The sequence below is a fragment of the Oceanisphaera litoralis genome (assembly GCF_016907015.1).
In the GTDB taxonomy this organism is placed as follows: domain Bacteria; phylum Pseudomonadota; class Gammaproteobacteria; order Enterobacterales; family Aeromonadaceae; genus Oceanimonas; species Oceanimonas litoralis.
Genome location: NZ_JAFBBE010000020.1, coordinates 1 through 24,758 on the forward strand (window position 1 = coordinate 1; position 24,758 = coordinate 24,758).

The window sequence follows — 24,758 nt, forward strand, 5'->3', positions numbered from 1 at the left end:
CTGATGGCGAAGTTTTCTTACTACCTGTCTCAGCACCGCTTATACAAGCGGATCTTCGGTATTATTTGAACAATAAAAATGAGGGGATTCGTAAGCCATTAACATCAAAACCCCAGCAGAAATGCTGGGTTTTTCTCGTTATGGCTGGCCTAGCCGGCTCATACGCGCCTTCGCTTTCAAGTGCCGGGCTTCTGCTACTCCACCATTACAGAAAAGCCCTGACATAAGGTCAGGGCTTTTTTCTTTTTCTGTAGTTCCTATACCAATCCGACTGGTATTGCTCAGGCGGTATAGTGGCCCCAGTTGATATCGGTGAGTGTGGTATTGATATCGAAGATTTTTGTCCGGATCTCGGTGGCGCCCATCGCCGCCACACGCTGGCTGTGCATCTGGGCATATTGATCGGCAAGTGCCTTGTCGGTAAAGACATAGATACCACCTGCTTCGCCGGTTTCGGCATTTTCCGTCCAGATCTTGGAGATGAAGCCGGGCTCCTGATTAATGGAATGGGCCAGCTCCCGGGCTCCTGCAGTGAGAGCATCGCCCATCATCTCTGTGGGGAATTTGAAATCGATTTGCAATACAGCGGGCATGGTTTTCGGTTCCTCAGGTAACGATGGTCTTGCCCTCGATAATGGCAAATCGGCACCTGGCCGACAAGTACCATTATCGTGAGAGGATGATGCAGGTCTGCAACCGAGGCCGGCCGGTATCCCACGCCAGGACAAGCAGCGGCCATACGCTTATGCCGCCCGGGACCATCATTCATCTCCATATTCATGCTCGATACCATCACCATCACCGTCAGGGCATGCAGGGAATCACGCCGCTGAGTGCCGGTTTCGGGAAGCAGGCGGCATAAGTAATCTTGCGTAACAGGTGTGGATACAAGGGTTGGTTTGCCTTTATCGTCACCCTCGCGAAGGCGGGGGTCCAGTGTCTTTACAGGTGAACCGCAGTCTGAAAATTCTGCGCTACAGGCCCTGGATTCCCACCTTCGTGGGAATGACGACTGAACCACTCCTGTTATGCGGTATTACTTAGAGGAACACCGTTCTTCATGTCGGACGCTGATCATCTGAACGGTGGTCTCGGCTGATGAATTATTTTATTTCTTCGTAGGGCAGGCCGACGTAGTTTTCCGCAATGGTCTTTCTTCCGGCTTCCGAGCCGACGAAATATTCCAGTTCGGTCTGCTGCATACGCTTGGTGAAGGCGTCGTTTTCCGGGAAATCATGCAGCATGCTGGTCATCCACCAGGAGAACCGCTCTGCCTTCCAGATCCGGCGCAGGCAGATTTCGGAGTACTTCTCCAGCAGTTCGGTACGGCCTTCCTGATAGACCTTGACCAGGATGCGGTACAGGGTGTTGACGTCACTGGCGGCCAGGTTCAGCCCCTTGGCGCCGGTGGGCGGGACTATGTGGGCGGCGTCGCCGAGCAGGAACAATTTGCCGTACTGCATCGGCTCCACCACAAAGCTGCGCAGCGGCGCTATGCTCTTCTCCAGAGACGGACCGGTCACCAGCTTGGCGGCCTGCTCGGCGGGCAGGCGGCTGCGCAGTTCATCCCAGAAGCGTTCATCTGACCAGTCTTCCACTTTTTCAGTCGCCGGTACCTGTACATAATAACGGGTGCGGGTGGAGGAACGCATGCTGCACAGCGCGAAACCACGCTCATGACGGGCGTAGATCAGTTCATCGTGCACCGGCGGGGTATCGGCCAGCAGGCCCAGCCAGCCGAAAGGATAGACCCGTTCAAACTCGGTGAGTACCTCGGCGGGAATCGACTGGCGCGATATGCCATGAAAACCGTCACAGCCGGCGATATAGTCACAGTCCAGGCGATAGCTTTCACCGTCTTTTTCAAAGGTGATATAGGGACTGTCGCTTTTCATGTCATGGGGTTGGACCTGGTCGGCCTGATAGATGGATTTGGCGCCACAGGCGTCGCGGGCGGCCATCAGATCGCGGGTGACTTCGGTCTGGCCATAGACCATCACTGTCTTGCCCCCGGTCAGCGCTTTCAGGTTGATATGCTCCAGCCGGCCATCGAGTGCCAGCTCAAAACCGTCGTGCACCAGGCCTTCGGCATCCATCCGTTCACCGACACCGGCTTCGCGCAGCAGGTCAACCATGCCCTGTTCCAGTACCCCGGCACGGATGCGGCCCAGTACGTATTCCGGTGTCTGGCGCTCGACAATCACATTGTCGATGCCCGCCCTATGCAGCAACTGACCCAGCAGCAGGCCCGCGGGGCCTGCACCAATAATAGCGACTTGTGTTTTCATTTCTTTCCTCCATGCCGGTTGAAACCGGTTATCCCGATGTTTCTTGTTTGTATTTTTGGTTAATATTGGGTGAATGAACAGGGACTATTGGTGATTATAGTTGGACTTTTTTAAACTCCAGGAGAGGGTATGGGTGGCGAAATACCGATTTTTAAGCTCTACGGAGAGCTGGGTCACTGGTTGACTCCCGATCTGTTGCACTATGAATCCATCGCCCAGCGCAGCAGCCTGCATGACTGGGAAATCAAGCCACACCGGCACAGTGATCTGTACCAGTTGCTCTATGTACAGCAGGGCCAGGCAGAGCTGTATATAGAAGGGGAGACCCGTGTCGTTGAGGGCGGGGTACTGCAGTGGGTCAGCCCCCTGTGTGTGCACGGTTTCCGCTTTTCCAGGGATGTGCGTGGCGCGGTACTGACCCTGGCGACGCCTCTGGTTTCCCGCTTCGAGCAAGCCATGAACATGCCGCTCGCCTTTGGCAGTGCGTCGCTCAGCCTGCCGATAGCAGAGGACAAGGCGTTTCTCGATTTCGTGTTTAGCTCATTGGCGCGGGAGTACGGCCATCATGGGACGGGCAGGGAGCTGGCACTGGAATCCTGGATCACCCTGTTGCTGACCTGGCTGCAACGGCGCAGTATCGAGCTGGATACCTTCAGTGAATTGCGCTCGAAGGGGCATGTCTATTTCGCCCGTTTTTCCGGGCTGGTCGAGCGCCATTATCATGAACAATGGTCGGTGCAGAAGTATGCCGCCAACCTGGGGATTTCGGTGGTGCGTCTGAACTGTCTCTGCCAGCAATTGGGCAAGCAGACGGCGTTGCAGTTTATTCACCAGCGCTTGTTGCTGGAAGCGAAGCGAAACCTGATCTACACCTCCATGACCATTGCCCGGGTCTCCGACAGCCTGGGATTCAGCGAGCCGGCTTATTTTTCACGTTTTTTTCGCCGACTGACAGGCCGTTCACCCAATGAATTTCGGCAGGCCGGGGTCGGGCAGTTGTCAGGCAAGGTCGACAAGGCCGAATCATGACATGCTGCCGGTAAGGGGGGCGGGGATCGGCCGTGAAGATAGCCGATACCCTGTTTGAGAGCACAGCAGTGGCGACGCGTGGCCGCCGCTGCCGGGGTTATGGGGTGAATGGGGTGAATGGGGTAAATGGGGTAAATGGGGTAAATGGGGTGAATGGGGTGAATGGCCGGCATGGTCCGGCCATTGCAGGTCAGGATTCAGCGTTCGAAAAACGCCAGCGCCCCCGTGACCATGGCCGCCATGCCGGTGATCAGTGAAGGCTGGCGATCCGGCGCATAGTAGGGCGAATGGGGCATGGGCAGTTGCAGCATGCGCTCGGCGGCCCTGTCTCCGGTGGTGGTTTGCCAGTTTTCCGGGGTCGCGGCACCGATAAACCAGTAGGCATAGGGGATATCCTCTCCGCCAAAGCCACCGGCGGCGGCATTGCCGAAATAGGGAAAGTCCTCACTGCCGCCCAGGCGCTTCATCTCGAAGAGCTGCCCGGCGCCGAAGAAATCCCCATGGGCCTGGCGCAGCCGGGCCACCGTGGCCGCGTCGTTGTTCATGGTGATGGTTTCGGTCAACACCCGGTATTCCGCCGGTCTGGGTGAGCGGCCCGCCTGGCATTCGGCATCGATGATACGCTTGATCGCCGCTATTACCTGATCATGCACCTCGTCGCTGAAGCTGCGCACATTGATTTCCAGCTCGGCGCTGTGCGGGATCACATTGCCCTGGGTGCCAGCCTGCAGCTTGCCGACCGTGACGATCACCTGTTCGCTCGGCTCCACTTCGCGGGAAACAATGGTCTGCAGCCGCACCACCGCATGGGCGGCGATCACCACGGGATCGACCGTTTGTGCCGGCATGGAGCCATGGCCGCCGTTGCCGTGTATGGTCACCCCCAGGGTGGTGGCGGCGGACATGGTCTGACCGGCCAGGTGGCCGACCATGCCGGACAATGCCGGCATGTTGTGCTGTCCCAGGATCACGTCGGGACGGGCGAAGCGCTCATAGAGACCATCGGCCAGCATGGCCTGGGCGCCGCCGAAAATCTCTTCCGCCGGCTGATGCACTATCATCAGGGTGCCCTGCCAGTGCTCCCGCAGGGCATGGAGTACGGCGGCGGCACCGGCCAGGCAACTGGCGTGCAGATCGTGGCCACAGGCGTGCATCACGGGGATACCCGCCTCGGTCTGCTTGCAGCTGGCATAGTCCAGCCCGGTCTGTTCGCGGATGGGCAGGGCATCCATGTCACCCCGCAGCATCACGCAGGGGCCTTCGCCATTGCGCAGCAGACCGACCACGCCGGTCTTGCCCACGCCGGTGGTGACCTCGTAGCCCGCCTGTCGCAGCTGCTCGGCCAGCTTGCGGCTGGTTTCAAACTCCTCGAACGGCAGCTCCGGATGCTGGTGGATGTCCTTGTACAGCCGTTCCACGCCGGCATAGACCTGGTCGATGGCGCCGCTAATCAATTCATTGATATGCATACCGTTACCTTAAGCCTTGGGTGAGACGGTGTGTGTCTTGCCGCTAATCAGCAACTGCAAGGTGGTCACCACCAGCAGGTTCAGGGCTATGCCCCAGAATCCCGGATGAAACGCGAAGGGGGAGGGCAGAATGAACTGATACAGCAGGGTCAGGGCACCGCCCAGGGCGGCGCCGGCCACCACGGAGCTCTTGCGCAGGCTCGGTATAAAGAGGGCACCGACCACCATGGGCATCAGTTGCAGGATAAGGCCGAAGGCGCCCAGCAGCACGGCCACCAGTGAGGCGGGGCTGTAGATGGCGAACAGATACCCCAGCAGGGACACCACCAATACACTGATCTGGATGGCCCTTACCACGGTTTGTTCCGAGGCATTGCGCAGTACCGAAATACAGAGAATATCGCGCACCGCTATGGTAGCGGCGGTATGCGCCAGGTTGGCACCGGTCGACATGGCCGCCGCCAGCGCACCGGACAGCATAATGCCGGTGACCCAGGGAGAAAGATCCAGCACCTCCATCACCAGCTTCAGCAGTACCTCATCGGGTTTGGCCAGAGGCGCATCGGCGAAGGTCAGTATGCCGGCAAAGCCAACAAACAGCAGCGGAACCAGCAAATAGGCGAACAGCGGATAGAACACGCTCACCTTGCGCAGGGAGTAGGCGCTGTCGGCGGTATAGAATTTCATGAACAGATGTGGCCACATGGCGCCACCGAAGGCGCTGACCAGGATGGCGGTGCTGAAGGCGCCCCAGCCCATGACCCCGGTGGAGCCGGGCATCACCAGGTATTCCGGCATCTGCAACTGGATTTGCTCGAACATGGGGCCGACGCCGCCAAACAGGTTATCGGTGACCACCCAGCCGAGGAACCAGGCAATGCCCACCATCATGACCCCCTGCATCAGGTTGGTCCAGCCGATGCCGCCCAGGCCACTGCAGTAGACATACACGGCCACTACCAGGAAGGCGATCAGCGAGCCCAGCCAGAAGGGGACCAGGCCGCCGGTCGCCGCCTGAAACAGCATGCCGGCACCGGCAATCTGAATGGCCAGATAGGGAATAAAGGCCACCACGCTGATGATACCGGCGAAGGCCCCCAGGCTCTTGCTGTTGTAGTGGTGGGAAATCATGTCGGCCTGGGTCAGGTAGCCGTGCTGCTTGCCCAGCTCACGCACCCGGGGGCCCATGATCCAGATGATGATGGGCACCAGGCTGAGGTAAGCCAAAATATAGAGGGCGGGAGCGCCGTGCTTGTAGGCCCAGCCGGGGGCCCCGAGGAAGGCGAAGGCCGAGAAGATTTCCGCACCCAGAATAAAGAACAGGATCACCACACCCACGTGACGGCCGCCGGCCACATATTCCTCCAGGCTGGAGCCGGTGTTCTTGGTGCGGGCCCGTAGCCCGACCCACAGCACCAGCGCCAGATAGGTCAGGGTGATCCCGGTAACAATAATCGAATCAGACATCACGCTTGCCTCCATGCACCTTGATAAAGGCCACCAGCAGGCCGGCGAACAGCAGGAACATCCACAGGATGTACCAGAAGAATAAAAACGGCAGACCCAGCACTGTGGGTTCATAGCGGTTGGCGATCAGGGCACCGGGCCAGATCATGGCCAGGGTACAAAGCACAAAATGCAACCCTATCCAGTAGTTGCTTCGCATACGGCATCTCCTTTGCGAGGTAATTTTTAACATGCAGGTGTTTTTTAACATGTAGGTAATATTATTGACCTTGCCAGTGAAGGTAACGTTAAAAAATGGATACATAAAATAGTAAATAAATATATAGTCCATGCCTTTATGGTATACCTTGCATGGGTAAAGTATGCCTTGGTGGCAGCAAGAGGGGAGCAGGAACCAATGGATTTTCGCCAGTTACGTTATTTTGTCGCCATCGTCGAGGAAGGCTCCATCTCCGCGGCCAGCCGCCGGGTGCATATCGCCCAGCCGGCACTGACCCGTCAGATCCATGCCCTGGAAACCGATTTGGGGAGCAGCCTGTTCGAGCGCGGCGCCAAGGGCATCAGCCTCACCGTGACCGGCAGGGCCCTGTACGAAGAGGCAAAGCAGTTGCTGGCAACCAGAGAGAGGGTCATCGCCCGCATCGGCTCCCTGAGCCAGGGGGTCATCGGCAAGGTGACCGTGGGGGTAACGGTGGCGCACCTGTGGGTGCCGGGGATCAAACGGGTGCTGTCCGGTTTTCGGGAGCGCTACCCTCGGGTGGCGCTGGAGGTGTTTCCCTTGTTGTCCGGCCCTCAAAGCGAAAAGCTGAAAGACGGCTCCATCGACGCCGGCTTCCTTTATATGGAGGACAACCGACCCGATTACCTGAAAGTCCGGAAGTTTCACCGGGATAACCTGGTGCTGGCGGTGCCCGAACAGTCTCCCCTGGTCAGCGCGCCGCCCGAGACCGTCGCACAGCTGAGTCGGTACAATTTTGTCTGGGGACCGCGCAGTTCCTCGCCCGTTTACTATGACCGTCTGCTCGCCTACATGCACCAGCTGGGCTTCTATCCCAGGGTGGTTCAGCTCGGCGCCGACAATGTCACCATCCTCAGCCTGGTGGCCGCCGGGCTGGGCATCTCCATTGTTCCCGGTGACTGTAAATGGATATCGCCGCCCGGCGTGAGATTTATCGAGATGCCGGAGCTGGCGCTGTGTGACATGTCGGTGTCCTTTGCCTGGAACACCCACAATCATTCCCCGGCCCTGCAGAACTTTATCAATACGGTACTGGAGTGCAGTCAGGATGAAAGCGTGGGCGGTTAACGGCCCGACATGAGCGGGCCCGGCCCGGCTCAGAAAATCTTGGTGAAATTGACCCGGAACAGCTCGCCCTGAGGGCCGTTCTTGACCTGATATTCGTTCAGGTAGGCGGCGGATACGCCCAGGCCCAGGCCGGGCCAGAAGTAGCCGGCTTCCAGGCCCATGGCATGTTTCTGCAGTTTGGCGTTGTCCTGGCCCTCGTCGTTTTCGAACTGCCAGCCGTCGTAGCCGACCAGACCCAGCTCGATGCCGTTGTCCAGACGCTTGCCCAGGCCCCATTCCACCAGCCAGCTGTCGCCCTGATCCAGCCCTTGCTTGTTGTCGCCGTTGATCTCGTAACGGGACAGGGCCGAGAAAGACCAGCTCTTGGCGGTATCGAAATGATAGGTGCCGCCCAGGGTGATCATCACGCTTTTGTAACCCAGGCCGGGGTCGGCGGGCTTGGAGCTACTGGCGTTGTCGAACCAGAGGCCGGAGGCAAACACCGCATCCCACTGCTGGCCGTGCCAGCCGAGGATCACCGGGCCGACAAAGATATCCCCCACCCCGCTCTCGGAATTGTCGATACCGGCGATATTGAAGTCCAGCGAGGTATGCTGGATCGGAATAATGGTCTCGAAGCCGTAGTCGGCATTGAGAAACTTCTTGTCGGTAATATGGATAATACGGTTGGCCAGGGCGGTCACCGAGCCGGTGTTGCTGCCGGGCAGGGCCTTGCCATTGTTGTCGTTGAGCTGGTCGATCTCGTACCGCACCGTATAGCCGCGGTAATAGGTACCGGGCGGCGGCGCGGAAGCGCCCCTGATCCCTTCTATACCGGGCACATAGTGGCCGTTAACGGCCAGGGCGGCACCGGGGGCAAGCAGCAGGGCGGCGATGAAACAGCGGCTCTTGTGACGGCCTTGTTCACTCGGTGAATAGGCGGGGCTATGAGTCTTCATAGGCGTTTCCTTACTGTGTGTTGTGTTGAGCATGCCTCCGGCATGCCGTTCTTTGTTGTAATAAATTGTTGTAATAAATGGTTGTAATAAGTTGTTGTAACAAGTCGTTTAAACATGTGGCTTAAATCAGGCCCAAAGCCAGTACCGGAAAGGCGATCAGCAGCATTAGTCGAACCAGATCCGACAGCACGAAGGGAAACACGCCCTTGTAGATATGGCCGATAGGCACTTCCGGTGCCACGCTCTTGATCACGAACACGTTCATGCCCACCGGCGGCGTTATCAATCCCAGCTCCACGGTGATCACCGCAACAATACCGAACCATACGGGATCGAAGCCGGCATTGAGGATCAGCGGCATCACTACCGGCACCGTCAACAGCAGCATGGCGAGGCTGTCCATCACGCAGCCGAGCAGTACGAACAGTAGCAGTACGGCAAACAACACCGCATAGGGAGAAAGCTGCCATTCGCCAACCAGATCGACCAGGAAGAAGGAAATACGTGATACCGACAGAAAATAGCCGAAGATTTCGGCACCGACAATCATGAAGAAAATCATCGCCGACAGTGCCAGGGTTTCCGATACCGCTTCTTTTAGCCCTTGCCAGCGCACGCCGCGCAGCAAGGCGATGATCAGGGTAATAAAGGCGCCGATGGCGGCGGCTTCGGTGGGGGTAAAGAAACCGCTGTAGATGCCGCCGATGATCAGGCCGAATACCAGCATGAAAGGAAGGAAACCCCGGGTGTCCAGCAGCTTTTGCTTCCAGCCCGTGACATTGCCTGGCCTGGCCAGGTGAGGATAAAAGTACACCAGTAGGGCGATGGTCGAGCAGTAGAGAACGAGTCCCAAAATACCGGGGAGCAGGCCGGCGATGAACATGTCACCCACCGATTGCTCGGTGATCAGCGCATACAGCAGCAGGGCGATGCTGGGCGGGATGATAATGCCCAGGGTGCCGCCGGCGGCCAGGGTGCCGGTGGCGAGGGAGTCGGCATAGCCGTGTTGGCGCATTTCCGGCAGAGCCACTCGCGACATGCTGGCGGCGGTCGCCACCGAGGAACCGGAGATGGCGGAAAAGGCGCCGCAGGCGGAGACCGAGGCTATGGCCATACCACCGCGCCAGCCGCCGAACAGCGAGCGGGCGGCATTGAACAACTCTTGCGACATACGCGCTTTGGATGCCAGTACTCCCATCAGCAGGAACATGGGAATGGGGCTGAAGCTGTAGTTACTCAGAGTTTCAAAAGGGCCGGCTTCCAGCAGGGCAAACGCCGGTTCGAAAGCCACGATCAGGCCGAAGCCGACCAGCCCGGTCAGAGCCATGGCCAATGCCACCGGGCAGCGCAGGGCTATCATCACCAGCATGCCGACCAGGCACAGTAATCCGAGAATGGCGGGGTTCATGAATGGGCCTCCTTGACGATGTCATCCTGATGGGAACCAGGTTGTGGCTGCTGAAAAAGGGTGGCCTGGCCGGCGAGCAGACCGCGGGCTGCCAGCATGGCCAGGGCCAGGGCGGCGACATAATAGATGTTGGACAGAGGTAACAGCAGATCCTGGGTCAGCTCACCGGTCTGGGTGGCGGAATGGGCCGCTTCAAAGAAGCGCCAACAAAGGGCGCCGCCGAGAAAGCCAAAACAGATGGTGTAGCCGCCGGTAAAGAAACGTAGCCTGGTCTCGTCCATCTGCTGAGTAAACAGATCGACCACGATTTGTCCCTTGTCCACCGCGTGGGGAAAGGCGAACAGCATGGAAAACAGCAGGCTGAACTTGACCAGCTCGATGCCGCCGACAAAAGTCAGATCCAGGCCGCCGGCGGTCACGGCAAACAGCGCCCTGGCCGCCACGTCGGCCACTACCACCAACATCATGAAAATAATCAGCACACCGGCAAGCCGATACATCAGCAGGGCGATAAAGTCTGCTATTCGTGTCAATACAGCCATTTCATACTCTCCTTGTAATTATGACTGACAGCGGTTGCTGAGCTCTCGGGCACGCTGATAGACATCACGAGCGGGCAGGCGGCGTTTTTCCAGGCCCGACAGATATTCCTCGGTAGCCTGCTCGAACACCGGCTGCCAGAGGCTGTTATCCGCGCCAGTAATGTCATGATTATCGGCCACCGCTTCGGCTCGCCCGGCGTTGTCCAGGCCATCAAATACCTGGGCCAGCTTTTGCGACCACTCCTGCCCCGAGTGCTGCTGGAGCACCTGCTTGAGATCTTCCGGCATGGCGTTGTAGACCTGCTTGTTCATGGTGACCATGAATGACAGAGTGTACAGGTTGACTTCACTATGATGGGTGGCCTGTTCGTTGGTGCGGAACACTTTCATGGCTTCCCAGGGGAAGGCTACGCCATCGAGCACACCGCGCTGCAGGGAAGGATAGGTTTCGGGGGCGGGCATGCCGACCGGCTGGGCACCCTGAGACTCGAGCAGTTGGGCGACGACGGTGGTGGGGCGGCGAATTTTGAGACCGGCCAGATCTTCGGGCTTTTCAATCGCCTTTTCACGGGTGTGCAGGTAACCGGGGCCATGGGTAAAGAGGTAGAGCACCTGGGTGTCCTGGTATTCTTTGGCGATCAGCCCCTCATCAAACAGTGACTGTAGCACGCAGGAACCGTGCGCCGCCGAATCGGCCATGCCCGGCAGTTCTACTATCTGGGTCAGAGGAAAGCGGTTGGCAGTATAGCCCTGCACGGTGGCGGCAATGTCGGTGATGCGCATCTTGACGCCATCGTAGCTCTGGGCCGCCTTGGTCAGGGTCTGGGCCGGGTAGAAATCCACCTTGATACGACCATCGGAGGCGGTCTCCAGTGATGTTGCCCAGTCTTCAAACCCCTGGTGCACTCCCGAGCTGGCCGGCCAAAAATGGGAAAACCGCAGATTATAGTCGGCGGCATGGGCGGCGGCGGTGCCGAGCAGCGTGGCCAGGGTCAAAGTTGCAAGTTTATTCATGGGCTCACCTCTATGATGGTGGTTGGCAGCGTCCTTGCGATTACCGAATAACTGCAAACCTATGAAACAATTACATCTCACTTGTGAAACAACATTAAAACAAAGGGGCGGGGAGGAATAATGAATAATCGGCCCTTGCTTATATCGGTTTCGATATGGTTAAGGGCCGAAGGCAGGGAGCGGGGAAGATCAGCGGATGAACAGCAACAGTACCGAAATGGTGATAAATGCGCTGATTGTGGTCAGCAGCAGGGTGCCGGCGGCGAAATGGCGATGGCCATACTGGCTGCCGAAGATGGGATAGATGCTCATCATCGGCATGGCGGCCAGCAACAGCAGCGCCAGCTGCAAATCAGGGTTGAAGGGCGGCAGCAGCCAGATCATCAGCCCCACCAGCAGCGGGTGGGCGATCAGCTTGCCGGCCAGAACCGGCATCATGCCGCCCACCTGCCCCCTGAGCGGGCTGCCCACCAGGGAGGCGCCGATCACGAACAGGGCCACCGCCGCCGAGGAGCGGCCCAGCATGTCCAGGGTGGTGGTCAGAGCCGGGGGCAGGCGCAGCTCAAGCAGGGCGAACAGCAGGCCGACGAGAATGGCGATGATCATGGGGTTGCGCAGTACCCGTTTGGGCAGGGTCAGCAGCACCTGACCCAGCGACTGGTTGCCGTCGCGCGAGGAGTAAAATTCCAGCAGCGCCATCGACAGCGGGATGATCAGCAGGGCCTCGACCAGCATGGCCAGGGCCAGGGCCTGACCGGCCACGCTGTCGACCACCTGCAGCAGCACCGGAAAGCCGAAATAGGGGGTATTGGGCATCACCATGCCCATGGTCTTGAGCGAGGCCAGCACCGGCTCCTGCCGCCATAGCCGGAACCCCAGCAGCCCAATCCCCATCAGCAGCAGCGAGCCCAGGCCATAGGCCAGCATAAAGCCGGGATCGATGACGTCCTCTATTCGCATCTTGCTCAGGGTGCTGAGGATCAGCCCCGGCATGGCAAAGTAGAGGACAAAGCGGCCCAGGCCGGGAACGGTCTCGGTGGGGATAATGCGCCAGCGGACGGCGCCATAGCCCAATCCTATCAGCAGGAAGATGGGGGCGGTAATCGATAGTATGGCCAGCAAGGCAACTCCTCTTATGTGTAATCGGTTCAGTGGTCGGTGGCGGCCAGTATATCCTCGAACCAGGTGGCGGTGGCACCCCCTTCGAGCAGGCTCTGTTGCAGGCTGGCCAGATCGAGGGTGATGCCGCTTTGTTCGGCGATCAGTGCAAACAGGTGGCGCTCACCACCAATGGCCTGTTTGCAGGCGGCCTTGACCAGCTCGGCCGCCTGATCCCGCGGCATCTGCCGGGCCAGGGCGAAGGTGGCGGCCTCGGCAAAGATAACCCCATTATAGAAGGCCAGGTTGTCCTCCATCCGGTCGGTGTTCACCACCAGGTGAGCGAGCGCCTCTTCGGCGTGCCGCAGGGCCACTGCCGTGCTCATCAGCATGCCGGGCAACACCAGCCACTCCTGGGTCCAGGCGCTGCCGCTGCGTTCATGCTCCTGCACCATGGCCTGGTGCATCTGCCCGACCTGTCCCGCATTATGGCGCGCCATGACCACCAGAATCTCGGCATTCACCGGGTTGCATTTCTGGGGCATGGTGGAGGAGCCGCCCCCATTGGTGAAGCTGATTTCACCGACCTCGGTCTGGCTCAGCCACAGCCAGTCCTGGCCGAGCTTGCCCAAGCTGCCTGTGGTCAGGGCCAGCCAGTCGGCCAGCTCCACCAGGCTGTCGCGCTGGGTGTGCCAGTTGCGGCCGGGGGCCAGCCCCAGTCGCTCGGCCAGCCGTTCGGCAATCCGTGGGGCCTGTTCCCCCATGGCGGCCAGGGTGCCGACCGCGCCGGCCAGCTGCACCTTGAGCAGACGCGGTTTAAGCTGTTGCAGCCGCTCCTGCTGGCGCAGCAGCGGGGCCAGCCAGTTGGCGGCCTTGAAGCCGAAGCTCATGGGTACCGCCTGCTGGGTACGGGTACGGCCGGCGATCAGGGTATGGCGATGGGCCCGGGCCAGTCGGGCCAGCCGACCGATAACCTGGGTCAGGCCGGCTTCATAGTGCCCCAGCAGCTCCCGGCAGTTCAGGACCAGGGCGGTATCGACAATATCCTGGCTGGTGGCGCCGAAGTGTACCCAGCGGGCCTGTTCGGCGGGCAGGGCCTTTTTCAGCGCCGTGATCAGGGCCGGAACAGGCACCCCGGCGGCGGCGGTGCCGGACGCCAGCTTGATGGCGGGCAATTCCAGTTCGGCGGCGGCCCGGGCGATGGCCTCGGCGGCGTCGACCGGGATCAGGCCGCAGTCGGCCTGGGCCAGGGCCAGCTCGGCCTCGACATTCAGCATGGCGCGGATCTGGGCCTCATCGCCAAGCCAGCGGGCGGCGTCCGGATGGGACAGCAGCTCGCGGAACAGGGCGGAATCAAAAGGAGAAATGGAAAACATGGCAGCCTCGCTGTACGGATGATGGCGGGGTTAAGGGTATCGTGCGGCGCACCTGGCGCATAGGGATACCGACGCGAAAAACGACCTGACGATGGGCGGAGGTGGGCACGAGGCTCCCGCCCGGGCGGGAGCCTCGTCGGCATGGCCGGCTCATCCCGGGCATGCCGATGCCTGCACCCCGGTCGCCAGCATGATGGCCGGGGTGCAGGCTGGGTGGTGAGGTTAGTCCCTATACATCGAAGAACACGGTTTCCTGCGGGCCCTGCATGTGAATATCGAAGCGATATTCCACCCCGGTGGCGGTGTCGGCACGGTGGGCGATCAGGGTCTGGCGCCGCTCGGCGGGCACCTTGTTCAGCACAGGGTCCGCCTCGTTGGCCGCGGCTTCATCGGCAAAGTAGATGCGGGTATAGGCATGGCTCAGCAGGCCACGCAGGAACACCACCACTGTGATAAAAGGCGCATGACCATCCTGGGCCGCACCCGGCTTGACGGTATCGAAGCTGAAGCTCTGATCGGTGCTGGTGCCGGTGCCACAGCGACCAAAGCCGAGGAAGCCGTCATCCAGCGGACGCTCGGCGCGCTGGTCGAGCGGATGCTTGAAGCGACCGGCGGCGTTGGCCTGCCAGATTTCGATCATGGCATCGTCCACCCGCTCACCCTGGCCGTCGAATACCTGACCGGTGATGCGGATGCGCTCGCCCTTTACCTCGCCCTGCACCAGCTGACTGCCGGCAATCTGGGAAAAGGGGTAGTGATATTGCTGGGGGGTCAGGCCATAGGCGAAGTAGGGACCGACGGTTTGCGACGGGGTTTGTTTCATGGTCATGGCTCAGGCCTCCACTGGGGTGGCGTTGATGCCACGCAGCACAATATTGAAGATATAACCCAGGGCAAAGCCCTCTTCGGTCACCTCCAGCGAGAAGTCGCTGATCAACCGGTCACGGGCTGCGGCCGGGGTGCTTTCGAAGATGGGGTCATACTCCAGCAGGGGATCGCCGGGGAAGTACATCTGGGTCACGATGCGGGTGGCGATGGACGGCCCGAACAGGGAAAAATGGATATGGTTCGGACGCCAGGCGTTGGGATGGTTGCCCCAGGGATAGGCGCCGGGCTTGATGGTGTAGAATCTGTAGCGGCCCTCGGCGTCGGTCAGGCAGCGGCCCGAGCCCAGGAAGTTGGGGTCCAGCGGTGCCTCGTGCTGGTCGGCCTTGTGTACATAACGACCGGCGGCGTTGGCCTGCCAGATTTCGACCAGAGTATTGGCCACCGGCTGGCCGAATTCGTCGAATACCTGGCCGGTCACCACGATGCGCTCGCCGAGGGGCTCGCCGTTGACCTGGCCGTTTTTGGTCAGATCGTGATCCAGCGGTCCCAGCACTTCTGGGCCGAAGGCCGGGCCGGTCAGCTCGGCCAGCTCGGGGTCGATCTGGATCAGGTTCCGGGAGGCGCCCCGCTGGATGGATGACTTGTATTCCGGCGAGAGGTAGGCGGGATGGCTGGACCAGTCCCTCTTGGTGATGCTGCTCATGCTCATTGTTCCTCTTGGTTTTCGAGTTCGTTATAGACTTCCTTGGCGATGCGGAAGGCGGTATTGGATGCCGGCACGCCGGCATACACGGCGAGGTGGAGCAGGGTTTCCTGCACTTCCGCCTTGCTGGCGCCGGTATTGCGGGTGGCGCGAATATGCATGGCCAGCTCTTCTTCATGCCCAAGCGAAGCCATCAGCGCTATGGTCAGCAGGCTGCGATCCCGCTTGCTGAGACCGGGGCGGCTCCATACCGAGCCCCAGGCGCCTTCGGTGATAAAGGTCTGGAAGGGCTCGTCGAAGACACTCTTGTTGGCATTGGCCCGGTCCACATGGGCATGGCCCAGTACCGAGCGGCGCACCGCCATGCCCAGGTCAAAACGATTCGGCGGGGCAGTGCGTTGGCCGATAAAGTCGGTGATCAGCGCCGCCAGCGCCGCCGGCTGCTCGACGCAGGGCAGATGCCCGGCATTGTCTATGATGGCGAAACGGCTGTTCGGGATCAGCTCGGCGGTGCTTCGCACCAGCTCCGGCGGGGTGGCGCCGTCCTGATCCCCGACCAGGCACAGGGTCGGCTGGGTCAGACGAGCGGAACTGTCGGTCAGATCCGCATCGCGGATGGCGGCACAGGTACCAATATAACCTTCCATCGGGGTACGAACCAGCATGTTGCGCCACAGGGCCAGCTCAACCGGCTGCTGGCGGCGGAATTCGGCGGCAAACCAGCGCTCCATGACCGCATCGGCGATAACCTCGATGCCCTGGCCGCGGATGCTATTGATGCGATCGTCCCAGCCCTGAGCAGGGCCGATTTTGTGGGCGGTGTCGCACAGAATCAGCTGCTTGACCAGCTCGGGCCGGCGGGAGGCCACGCCCTGGGCGATGATGCCGCCCACCGACAGGCCGCACAGGGCCACCTGATCAAGCTGGAGTGCATCGAGCAGGCCAATCAGATCATTGATATGATCATCGATATGATAAGGGGCCGGCGGACAGGCCGACAGGCCATGGCCGCGCTTGTCGTAGCGCAGGAAACGAAAATGGTTGGCCAGCAGGGGAAGCAGAGGCTCCCATACCCGCAGATCGGTGCCCAGGGAGTTGGAAAAGACCAACAGGGGCAGATGGCTCGGTCCTTCCAGTCGATAGTGGAGCATGACTCCATTGATTGCCAGGGTCTGTGTCATGATGCTTGCCTGTGTTGGCTACGGAAAATACTAAGCTTAATGTTGCTTAAAGTAACGGTCGTGTAAAATAAGGTTTTATCGAATTGATATATCGAAAACGGAATGGTTGTTGGGTGCTTCAGTTTGTACCCTGTCCGGAGTAGAATACCGGCGTAGAATAAGAGGTACTATTCATGCTGCCTCATCATCATGCATATCGTTTTCGATATGCATGACGGCAAAAAATTCATTTTTAACCGGCACTATTAATAATTAGTCTGGAATAACATTGATATAACATATTGCTGCCGGTTCCGGGGCATACATGTTTACTGGCAGAGAATCCCGTGACCCGGGGGTCAACGGATACCGTTATTCTCTGCAAGCCGGCAGTCTGCTACTGCTGATCCCAATTTAAAGAAAGGATGTTTTATGACTACCAGTTCTTACCAGAACCTTGAGCTGCAGCCGTTAGCCGGTCAATGGCGGCCCGGGCGCGCCGAGCGCAAGCTGCAAGTCGTTAACCCTTACACTCAGCAGCCCCTGCTGGAGCTGAATCTGGCCACCAGGGAGGACTTGGACGAGGCCTTTGCTGCCGCGCGCGAGGCCCAGAAAGGCTGGGCGAAGATGGCACCGGCGGCGCGTGCCGCGGTAATGCTGAAGGCGGTGGCTATCTTTGATCAGCGCAAGGACGAGATCGTCGACTGGATCATCAAGGAGTCGGGCAGTACCCGCATCAAGGCCCAGATCGAGTGGGGTGCCGCCCGCGCCATCACCCTGGAAGCCGCCAGCTTCCCGTCACGGGTGCATGGCCGCATTCTGCCGAGCGGTGTGCCGGGCAAGGAAAGCCGGGTCTACCGCAAGCCCCTGGGCGTGGTGGGCGTGATCAGCCCCTGGAACTTTCCCCTGCACCTGACCCAGCGTTCCGTGGCTCCGGCCCTGGCTCTGGGTAATGCGGTGGTGATCAAGCCGGCCAGCGATACCCCGGTCACCGGCGGCCTGCTGTTGGCACATATCTTCGAAGAAGCCGGCCTGCCTGCCGGCGTGCTGAGCGTGGTGGTGGGCTCCGGTGCCGAAATCGGTGACGCCTTCGTCGAGCACCCGGTACCGGGCTTTATCTCCTTTACCGGCTCCACCGAGATCGGCCTCAACATCGGTCGCCTGGCCACTGGCGGCAAACACCTCAAGCACGTGGCCCTGGAGCTGGGCGGCAACAGCCCCTTCGTGGTGCTGGCCGATGCGGACGTGGAGCAGGCGGTCAGTGCCGCCGTGGTGGGCAAGTTCCTGCATCAGGGCCAGATCTGCATGGCCGTTAACCGCATTATCGTGGAGCAGCCGCTGGCCGAGGAATTTACCCGTCGCTATGCGGAGCGCGTCAAGGCGCTGCCTTACGGGGATCCGAGCAAGCCCGACACCGTGGTGGGCCCGGTGATCAACCAGAAGCAGCTGCAGGGGCTGCTCGTCAAGATTGAAACCGCCAAGGCCGAAGGGGCCAGCGTGCTGGTGGGCGGCGAGCCCGAGGGCAATGTGCTGCCGCCTCATGTATTCGGCAATGTTACCGCCGACATGGAGATCGCCCGGGAAGAAATCTTCGGCCCGCTGGTGGGCATTCAGGTGGCTCGCGACGAGCAGCATGCCCTGGAGCTGGCCAACCAGAGCGACTACGGCCTGTCCAGTGCCGTCTTTACCGGCAACCTGGAGCGGGGCGTGCGCTTTGCCCAGGGCATTGAGGCGGGCATGACCCACGTCAATGACATGCCGGTCAACGACGAGCCCAACGCGGCCTTTGGCGGCGAAAAGAGCTCCGGTCTGGGCCGTTTCAACGGCGAGTGGGCCATCGAGGAATTCACCACCGATCACTGGATCACCGTGCAGCACGAACCGCGTCGTTATCCGTTCTGAGTTTCACTGAGCCCTTCCCCCGGTGCGCCGGGGGAGCATATGGCTTGACCCAACAAATAAGCAAGGAGCATCCAAGATGTCAGCGATTCGTTCCAAGGCAAGATCCCTTGCCGTTGCCGCCTTGGCACTGCCGGCGGCCCTGACTGCTTTTTCTGCCAGCGCCAGCGGCGATGGCCAGTGGAAAGGCGGTGAGCATGTGTACCAGAAGGTCTGTGGCCACTGCCATGAGACCAATGGCGAAATCGGCCCGGTACTGGCCGGCCGCGGCCTGCCGCCGGCCTATATCTCCGCCATCGTGCGCCAGGGCTTCCGGGCCATGCCGGCCTTTCCCGCTTCCTTTATTGATGATGCCTCGCTGCAGCAGGTGGGTGAATACATTCAGCAACTGCCGGCCCCGGCCAAGGAGTAAGCATGACTATTGAACGTCGTTCCGTACTCAAGGGGGTCGCGTTGGGCGGTCTGGCCGGCCTGACCCTGGGCCGGGCCGGTCTGGCCAGTGCCGGCCCGGTCGCCAGCGACCCGGCCGGCAAACCGCTGCTGATGCTGGTGAGCGGCGCCGAGGCCGAGGCCGCCTTTGCCGCCGGTGTGCGGGCCAACCCCGCCGGCCAGGACGCCACCCTGCTGCGCACCGACAGCGACATGGAGTTTCTTTCCGAGCTGCAGCAGCGGCTGCACGGCGCCCGGGGCGAGCGCATCATCGGCCTGGTGGATGACGCCAGCGGCACTCTTATTCTGAGCCTGGCCCGCAGTGCCGGTGCCCGCCTGCACTGGTCCGGTCAGCATGTGACCGAGCATGGCCAGTCGCGCCACCGGCTGTCGGTGACGTCCGAGGCCGGCGCCTGCATCGGCCAGTTTGCCTCCCTGAGTGACGGCTGTGATCGGCCCTCCGCTCTCACCGAGCAGACCCTGGCGGCGGGCACCCAGTGGGCACCGGCGCTGGCCTTTGCCCTGGCCTCGCCGGAGCCGGGTCGTCGTTACCTGCGCGCCGCGCCCCCGGCCCGTGCCGCCATTCCGAATGGCCACTATGTGTCATTTTCCATTGAGACCTGAAGGATACCCATCTCATGAGTGAACAAGATTACAAGGTATTGCCCCGCGATGTTGATCAGGGTGAGTTCCATCAGGCCATCGAGAAGTTCCGGGCCCTGCTGGGTGACGAGAACGTGCTGGTGGAAGACGCCCAGCTCAAGCCCTACAACAAGATCATGATGCCCAGCGAGGACGCCGAGCATGCGCCCTCCGCCGCCGTGACCGCCACCACGGTCGAGCAGATCCAGGGGGTGGTCAAGATCTGTAACGAACACAAGATCCCGGTGTGGACCATTTCCACCGGCCGCAACTTCGGCTATGGCACCTCGGCGCCCCATCATCGCGGCCAGATCATCCTGGATCTGAAGAAGATGAACAAGATCATCGAGGTGGATGCCGATCTGGGCACCGCCCTGGTGGAGCCGGGGGTGACCTACCAGCAGCTGTATGACTACCTGCAGGAAAACAACATTCCGCTGATGCTGTCGTTCTCGGCGCCCTCGGCCATTGCCGGCCCCCTGGGTAACACCATGGACCGGGGCGTGGGCTACACCCCTTACGGCGAGCACTTTCTGATGCAGTGCGGCATGGAGCTGGTGCTGGCCAACGGCGACATTTACCGCACCGGCATGGGTGGCGTGGAAGGCGACAACGCCTGGCAGGTATTCAAATGGGGCTACGGCCCGACCCTGGACGGTATGTTCACCCAGGCCAACTACGGCATCTGCACCAAGCTGGGCTTCTGGCTGATGCCCAAGCCGCCGGTGATCAAGCCGTTCGAGATCCAGTTTGAGGAAGAGACCGACATCGCCGAGATCGTCGAGTTTATTCGTCCGCTGCGCATCAACCAGGTGATCCCCAACTCGGTGGTGATCGCCGGTGTGCTGTGGGAAGCCTCCACCGCCGGGGTGCGTCGTTCCGACTACACCAGCGAGCCGGGCGCCACCTCCGACGCCATCCTCAAGCAGATCCAGAAAGACAAGCACCTGGGTGCCTGGAACGTGTATTGCGCCCTATACGGCACCCCTGAGCAGGTGGAAGTGAACTGGAACATCGTGACCGGTGCGCTGAAACAGCTGGGCAAGGGCAAGATCGTCACCGAGGAAGAAGCCGCCGGTACCGAGCCCTTCACCTACCGTGCCAAGCTGATGTCCGGCGTGCCCAACCTGCGGGAGTTCGGCCTGTATAACTGGCGCGGGGGCGGCGGCTCCATGTGGTTTGCACCGGTCAGCCAGGCCAAGGGCAGCGAGTGTGACAAGCAATACGCCCTGGCCAAGCAGATCCTCAACAAGCACGGCCTGGACTATGTGGGCGAGTTCATCGTTGGCTGGCGCGACATGCACCACGTGATCGACGTGCTCTATGACCGCACCAACCCGGAAGAAACCAAGCGCGCCGATGCCTGCTTCAACGAGCTGCTCGACGAGTTTGAGAAGCGCGGCTACGCCGTGTACCGGGTCAACACCCGCTTTATGGATCGGGTGGCCCAGAGCTATGGTCCGACCAAGCGTCGCCTGGAGCACACCCTGAAGAAGGCCCTGGATCCCAACAATATCCTGGCCCCGGGCAAGTCCGGTATCGATCTGGACAAGTTCAACGACTGGTAAGCCGACAAACAGGGTGTCGCCCGGCACCCTGTCATAACAAACGGCCGGCACGGCAGGATATCCCCCTTTGGGGTGGAACGCTGCACCGGCCTTTTTTATGTCCGCAATAGGACTCATTCGAACTGCAAAGAGGGTGGCTCGGGTAGCCACCGAACCTAAAGGAACTAGCATGATGAAAGGAACCCTTAAGCCCCTGTTGATGGCCCTGGCGCTGGCCGGCCTGGCCCCCACCGCTGCCCTGGCCGAGAGCCGGCCGGCCACCGCCGCCGAGGTCAAGGAGCAAAGCCAGACCCATGTGGTGATGTTGGGCACCGGCACGCCGACCCTGCATCACAAGCGTGCCGGCCAGGCCATTCTGGTGGTGGTCGACAAGCAAATGTACCTGTTCGACGCCGGCCCCGGCTTTGTGCGCAATTTCGAGGCCCTGTCGGGTCGCGACTTTATGCCCCCCTATACCCAGTTCGTCAACGAATCCGTTTATGGGGCCATCGACAAGGTGTTTATTACTCACCTCGACTCGGATCATGTGCTGGGCCTGCCCGAGCTGCTGCTACGCCCCTGGGTGCTGGGCCGGGATCAACCGATGAAGGTGATAGGCCCCAAGGGCACCGCCCAGCTGGTTGAACATTCCCTGAAAGCCTTCAAGGAGGATATCGATCATCGCCTGTACGGCACTCAGCCGGCCAACGCCAATGGTTACAAGGGCGAGGTGACCGAAATCAGCGAAACCCAGATTGTTCATCAGGACGACAAGGTGACGGTCAAGGCGTTCCGGGTGCCCCACGGCAGCTGGGATGCAGACATGTCCTTCGGTTATCGGGTGGAAACGCCCACCAGGACCATCGTTATCAGCGGCGATACCCGCAAGGACGAAGCCAACTATGAGCACTTCAGGGGGGCGGATATCCTGATCCACGAGGTGATGCACGAGGGCGCCATCTCCCGCATGCCGCAAGACTGGCAGAAGTACATGTACCACGCCCATACCAGCACCCGCCAGTTGGCCGAGATCGCCAAAGAGGTCAAACCCGGCCTGCTGGTGATGAACCACCCGCTGTTCTTCGGCGCCACCGACGAAGACATGGTGGCGGACTTGGCCAAGCACTACGATGGCAACTTTGTGCTGGCCCAGGATCTGGATATCTACGAATAAACCGGTTGGTGTCGGTATTGCAGAAAATTGCAAAAAAAAAGGGCGCCTGGCGCCCTTTTTCTGTTCAGCCGGGTCTGTTATGACCGTTTTATCCCCAGTGTCGCCTACCTCTACTTATTTGAGGCCGGTTTTGTGAACGATGCGGCTCAGCGCCATGCTGCCGGAATGGCCGGAGGGGGGCTACGGTAGCCGACTGGCGGGTCAATAGACCCTAGTTTCTGGGTATCCGCCCGCTGGCCCGCTCGATATTGTCCCGGTAGCTCTGCAGCGTCTGCTTGATCCGCTCGCCCTGGGTCCTGGCACGGGTACTGGGTACGACCACGGTCAGCGAGTAGTAGCCCAGATAGGTATCCAGGGGTACGGCAAAGGAGGACAGGCCCTCGATGTATTCGTCCTGCTCCACGGCCACGCCGCAGGCCTTGATCTCCTTGAGTTGCGCAAGCAACGCCTCCCGGGACAGGGTGTGGGGGGTGAAGGTGTCCAGAGTCGCGGGCAGCAGGGGCTGCAGCGTGGCCTCGGGCAGCTCGGCCAGCAGCACCTTGCCACTGGCGGTGGCAAAGGCCGGGACATTGATGCCGAGGGGAAACACCACCCGCAGTTCCCGCTCCGCCACAATACGTTCCAGCGCATAGGTCTCGCCGCCGACCAGGGACGTCAGACAGGTGGTCTCCTGCAACTGTTCCGAGAGGGTCACCAGATGAGGCCTGATCAGGGAAATAATGTCGGTCTGGGCCTGATGGATCAACTGGCCGAGCGCCGGACCGAGCCGAAAGCCGCCGCTGGGACCGAGCCCTTCCACCAATAATTCCTCTTCCAGGGCGCTGATAATGCGCTGCACGGTCGAGCGCGGCAGGCCCACAGTCTGGGCAATGCCTCCGAGGCTAAGGCCCTGAGGATGGCTGCCCAGGGCCCGCATGATGGCGCCGGCGCGGGCGATCACCTGGATCCCTCCCTGCTGTTTGCCCGTGCTTTTTTCCGGCTTGCTCATTCCCTTGTTTTCTCCTTGGCGCTTGTGTGTGGATGCCGGAGCGACACCACCTCATGTCAGGGTATCACTCATGTCAGGGTAGCACTCTGGCCAGTAGACCAATTATCCCCAATCCATCGCCGCGCAGGCAAGTCGCGTTATTGCATCGAGGTATCGCACCGAGGTATCGCATCGCGGATATTGAAGGCGTAACCCTTGGTTTGGTGTACCGCAATAAGATACACTGTATCGCCTTATGATTCATTGGCTGAAGTTCGTGATATTTCGAGACCATCAAAAAGAGAGCAAGCAGATGAAGCTCAAACGATATTTGCATACGCAACGTGTTTTTCCCCTGGCCGCCTTGTTGCTGCTGGCCGGTTGTGGCGAACCGCCGCAGGCCGCCGGCGCCGACGCACCACCGATGCCGGAAGTCGGCGTCCACCTCGTGCAGGCACAGCCGTTGACCCTGACCACCGATCTGCCCGGGCGCACCAGCGCCTACCGGGTGGCCGAAGTCCGCCCGCAGGTATCCGGCATTCTGCAGCGGCGACTGTTCACCGAAGGCAGCGAGGTCAAACAGGGGGAGCCGCTGTACCAGATAGATCCGCGTACCTATGAGGCGCGCCTGGCCCGCGCCGAGGCCAATTTGATCACCGCCGAAAACCTGGCGAAGCGCTATGAGCGTTTGCTGGAGACCAACGCGGTCAGCCAGCAGCAGTACGACGACGCCATGGCCGCCTGGAAACAGGCCCAGGCGGAAGACCGGGTGGCACGCATTGATGTGCAGTACACCAAGGTGCTGTCGCCGATCTCCGGGCGTATCGGCCGCTCCGCCGTGACCGAAGGCGCCCTGGTTACCGGCGGCCAGGCCCAGGCGCTGGCCACCGTGACCCAGCTCGATCCTATCTATGTGGACGTCAACCAGCCCATCACCCGGCTGCTCGGCCTGCGTCGCGCGCTGGAGTCCGGGCGCCTGCAGCAAGTGGGAGAAAACCAGGCCGAAGTCAGCCTGACCCTGGACGACGGCAGCCAATACCCCCTGTCGGGCACCCTGCAATTCTCCGAGGTCAGCGTCGACCCGACCACCGGTTCGGTCACGCTGCGAGCCGAGTTCCCCAACCCCGATCGCACGCTGCTGCCGGGCATGTTTGTCCATGCGCAGCTTAAGGAGGGCACCCGGGAGCACGCCATCCTGGTACCGCAACAGGCGGTGAGCCGGGATTCACGCGGCATTCCCAGCGTGTGGGTGGTCGGCCCGGACGATACCGTCGAGCAACGCGAGGTAGAGACCCTGCGCACCGTCGGCAACGCCTGGTTGATAGGCAAGGGCGTGGCCGATGGCGAACGGGTGATCACCGAAGGCATCCAGCGGGTGCGTCATGGCATCAGGGTGCAACCGGTGGCGGCAAAGAACGTCAGGCTGGTGGCCGGGTTCGGCGATGACACCGATGCCGTGGTCAATTAAGGAGCA

24 protein-coding genes are annotated in these 24,758 nt (G+C 60.8%); 9 read left to right on the plus strand and 15 right to left on the minus strand.

Annotated elements, in window-relative coordinates; translation table 11 throughout:
• Nucleotides 1-227: hypothetical protein (locus HNR62_RS12480; protein ID WP_204796425.1), on the plus strand; the 227-nt coding region annotated here is incomplete at its 5' end.
• Between the two features lie 54 nt (nt 228-281).
• On the opposite strand, the gene HNR62_RS12485 is transcribed toward HNR62_RS12480, so the two are convergent.
• Together HNR62_RS12485 and pobA are read right to left on the minus strand one after the other, a co-directional pair.
• Nucleotides 282-593 carry a monooxygenase gene (locus tag HNR62_RS12485; RefSeq protein WP_204796426.1) on the minus strand — a complete coding sequence of 104 codons (312 nt, stop codon included), beginning with the start codon at nt 591-593 and terminating at the stop codon, nt 282-284.
• A gap of 510 nt (nt 594-1,103) precedes the next feature.
• A complete protein-coding gene (pobA, locus tag HNR62_RS12490) occupies nt 1,104-2,288 on the minus strand; it encodes a 4-hydroxybenzoate 3-monooxygenase (protein WP_204796427.1) in 1,185 nt (394 codons plus the stop codon).
• Nucleotides 2,289-2,417: 129 nt separating this feature from the next.
• Between pobA and HNR62_RS12495 the strand changes: the two genes are divergently transcribed.
• Nucleotides 2,418-3,317 carry a helix-turn-helix domain-containing protein gene (locus tag HNR62_RS12495; protein WP_204796428.1) on the plus strand — a complete coding sequence of 300 codons (900 nt, stop codon included), beginning with the start codon at nt 2,418-2,420 and terminating at the stop codon, nt 3,315-3,317.
• 197 nt (nt 3,318-3,514) lie between these two features.
• Here the strand turns inward: HNR62_RS12495 and HNR62_RS12500 are convergent, their stop codons facing one another.
• Genes HNR62_RS12500 through HNR62_RS12510 form a run of 3 tightly spaced genes read right to left on the minus strand, consistent with a single transcriptional unit; the run spans nt 3,515 to nt 6,452 of the window.
• Nucleotides 3,515-4,786 (minus strand): amidohydrolase, encoded by a 1,272-nt coding sequence (locus HNR62_RS12500; protein ID WP_204796429.1) that lies wholly within the window; start codon nt 4,784-4,786, stop codon nt 3,515-3,517.
• Nucleotides 4,787-4,795: 9 nt separating this feature from the next.
• On the minus strand, nt 4,796-6,253 hold the full coding sequence (locus HNR62_RS12505) for a sodium:solute symporter family protein (RefSeq protein ID WP_204796430.1): 1,458 nt from the start codon (nt 6,251-6,253) through the stop codon (nt 4,796-4,798).
• Complete coding sequence (locus HNR62_RS12510; protein WP_204796431.1) at nt 6,246-6,452, minus strand: hypothetical protein; 207 nt, start codon at nt 6,450-6,452, stop codon at nt 6,246-6,248. Before HNR62_RS12510 ends, HNR62_RS12505 begins: the two co-directional genes overlap by 8 nt.
• Nucleotides 6,453-6,650: 198 nt before the next feature.
• On the opposite strand from HNR62_RS12510, the gene HNR62_RS12515 reads away from it, so the two are divergent.
• A complete protein-coding gene (locus HNR62_RS12515; protein ID WP_204796432.1) occupies nt 6,651-7,559 on the plus strand; it encodes a LysR family transcriptional regulator in 909 nt (302 codons plus the stop codon).
• A 29-nt stretch (nt 7,560-7,588) separates the two neighbouring features.
• Here the strand turns inward: HNR62_RS12515 and HNR62_RS12520 are convergent, their stop codons facing one another.
• The 9 genes from HNR62_RS12520 to pcaDC all read right to left on the minus strand — a co-directional run bounded on the left by HNR62_RS12520 (nt 7,589) and on the right by pcaDC (nt 16,647).
• A complete protein-coding gene (locus tag HNR62_RS12520; RefSeq protein ID WP_204796433.1) occupies nt 7,589-8,497 on the minus strand; it encodes a SphA family protein in 909 nt (302 codons plus the stop codon).
• Between the two features lie 121 nt (nt 8,498-8,618).
• Nucleotides 8,619-9,905, minus strand: coding sequence for a TRAP transporter large permease (locus HNR62_RS12525; RefSeq protein ID WP_204796434.1), 1,287 nt, complete (start codon nt 9,903-9,905; stop codon nt 8,619-8,621).
• Nucleotides 9,902-10,447, minus strand: a complete 546-nt coding sequence (locus HNR62_RS12530) for a TRAP transporter small permease subunit (RefSeq protein ID WP_204796435.1) — start codon at nt 10,445-10,447, stop codon at nt 9,902-9,904. The genes HNR62_RS12525 and HNR62_RS12530 overlap by 4 nt, the downstream gene beginning before the upstream one ends.
• An 18-nt stretch (nt 10,448-10,465) precedes the next feature.
• A complete protein-coding gene (locus HNR62_RS12535; RefSeq protein WP_204796436.1) occupies nt 10,466-11,461 on the minus strand; it encodes a TRAP transporter substrate-binding protein in 996 nt (331 codons plus the stop codon).
• A gap of 189 nt (nt 11,462-11,650) precedes the next feature.
• Nucleotides 11,651-12,583, minus strand: a complete 933-nt coding sequence (locus HNR62_RS12540; protein WP_204796437.1) for an AEC family transporter — start codon at nt 12,581-12,583, stop codon at nt 11,651-11,653.
• Nucleotides 12,584-12,609: 26 nt separating this feature from the next.
• A complete protein-coding gene (locus tag HNR62_RS12545) occupies nt 12,610-13,935 on the minus strand; it encodes a 3-carboxy-cis,cis-muconate cycloisomerase (protein WP_204796438.1) in 1,326 nt (441 codons plus the stop codon).
• Between the two features lie 229 nt (nt 13,936-14,164).
• Nucleotides 14,165-14,764, minus strand: a complete 600-nt coding sequence (gene pcaG, locus HNR62_RS12550) for a protocatechuate 3,4-dioxygenase subunit alpha (RefSeq protein ID WP_204796439.1) — start codon at nt 14,762-14,764, stop codon at nt 14,165-14,167.
• Nucleotides 14,765-14,767: 3 nt separating this feature from the next.
• Nucleotides 14,768-15,466: a protocatechuate 3,4-dioxygenase subunit beta gene (pcaH, locus tag HNR62_RS12555; RefSeq protein WP_239552788.1), complete on the minus strand. Its 699-nt coding sequence runs from the start codon at nt 15,464-15,466 to the stop codon at nt 14,768-14,770.
• A 2-nt stretch (nt 15,467-15,468) separates the two neighbouring features.
• Nucleotides 15,469-16,647, minus strand: coding sequence for a bifunctional 3-oxoadipate enol-lactonase/4-carboxymuconolactone decarboxylase PcaDC (gene pcaDC, locus HNR62_RS12560; RefSeq protein ID WP_239552789.1), 1,179 nt, complete (start codon nt 16,645-16,647; stop codon nt 15,469-15,471).
• Nucleotides 16,648-17,058: 411 nt separating this feature from the next.
• Here pcaDC and HNR62_RS12565 point away from each other — a divergent pair, with 411 nt between their 5' ends.
• The 5 genes from HNR62_RS12565 (at nt 17,059) to HNR62_RS12585 (ending at nt 22,317) form a co-directional block, all read left to right on the plus strand.
• Complete coding sequence (locus HNR62_RS12565; protein ID WP_204796441.1) at nt 17,059-18,528, plus strand: aldehyde dehydrogenase family protein; 1,470 nt, start codon at nt 17,059-17,061, stop codon at nt 18,526-18,528.
• Nucleotides 18,529-18,604: 76 nt separating this feature from the next.
• The gene (locus HNR62_RS12570) at nt 18,605-18,937 is read left to right on the plus strand and encodes a c-type cytochrome (RefSeq protein WP_204796442.1); all 333 of its coding nucleotides are present in this window, start codon (nt 18,605-18,607) and stop codon (nt 18,935-18,937) included.
• A 2-nt stretch (nt 18,938-18,939) separates the two neighbouring features.
• On the plus strand, nt 18,940-19,578 hold the full coding sequence (locus HNR62_RS12575) for a hypothetical protein (RefSeq protein WP_204796443.1): 639 nt from the start codon (nt 18,940-18,942) through the stop codon (nt 19,576-19,578).
• 14 nt (nt 19,579-19,592) lie between these two features.
• The gene (locus HNR62_RS12580) at nt 19,593-21,164 is read left to right on the plus strand and encodes an FAD-binding oxidoreductase (protein ID WP_204796444.1); all 1,572 of its coding nucleotides are present in this window, start codon (nt 19,593-19,595) and stop codon (nt 21,162-21,164) included.
• Between the two features lie 169 nt (nt 21,165-21,333).
• Nucleotides 21,334-22,317: an MBL fold metallo-hydrolase gene (locus HNR62_RS12585; RefSeq protein ID WP_204796445.1), complete on the plus strand. Its 984-nt coding sequence runs from the start codon at nt 21,334-21,336 to the stop codon at nt 22,315-22,317.
• Between the two features lie 211 nt (nt 22,318-22,528).
• On the opposite strand, the gene HNR62_RS12590 is transcribed toward HNR62_RS12585, so the two are convergent.
• Nucleotides 22,529-23,305, minus strand: a complete 777-nt coding sequence (locus HNR62_RS12590; protein WP_204796446.1) for an IclR family transcriptional regulator — start codon at nt 23,303-23,305, stop codon at nt 22,529-22,531.
• Between the two features lie 292 nt (nt 23,306-23,597).
• On the opposite strand from HNR62_RS12590, the gene HNR62_RS12595 reads away from it, so the two are divergent.
• The gene (locus tag HNR62_RS12595; protein WP_204796447.1) at nt 23,598-24,752 is read left to right on the plus strand and encodes an efflux RND transporter periplasmic adaptor subunit; all 1,155 of its coding nucleotides are present in this window, start codon (nt 23,598-23,600) and stop codon (nt 24,750-24,752) included.
• Nucleotides 24,753-24,758: the final 6 nt, after the last annotated feature.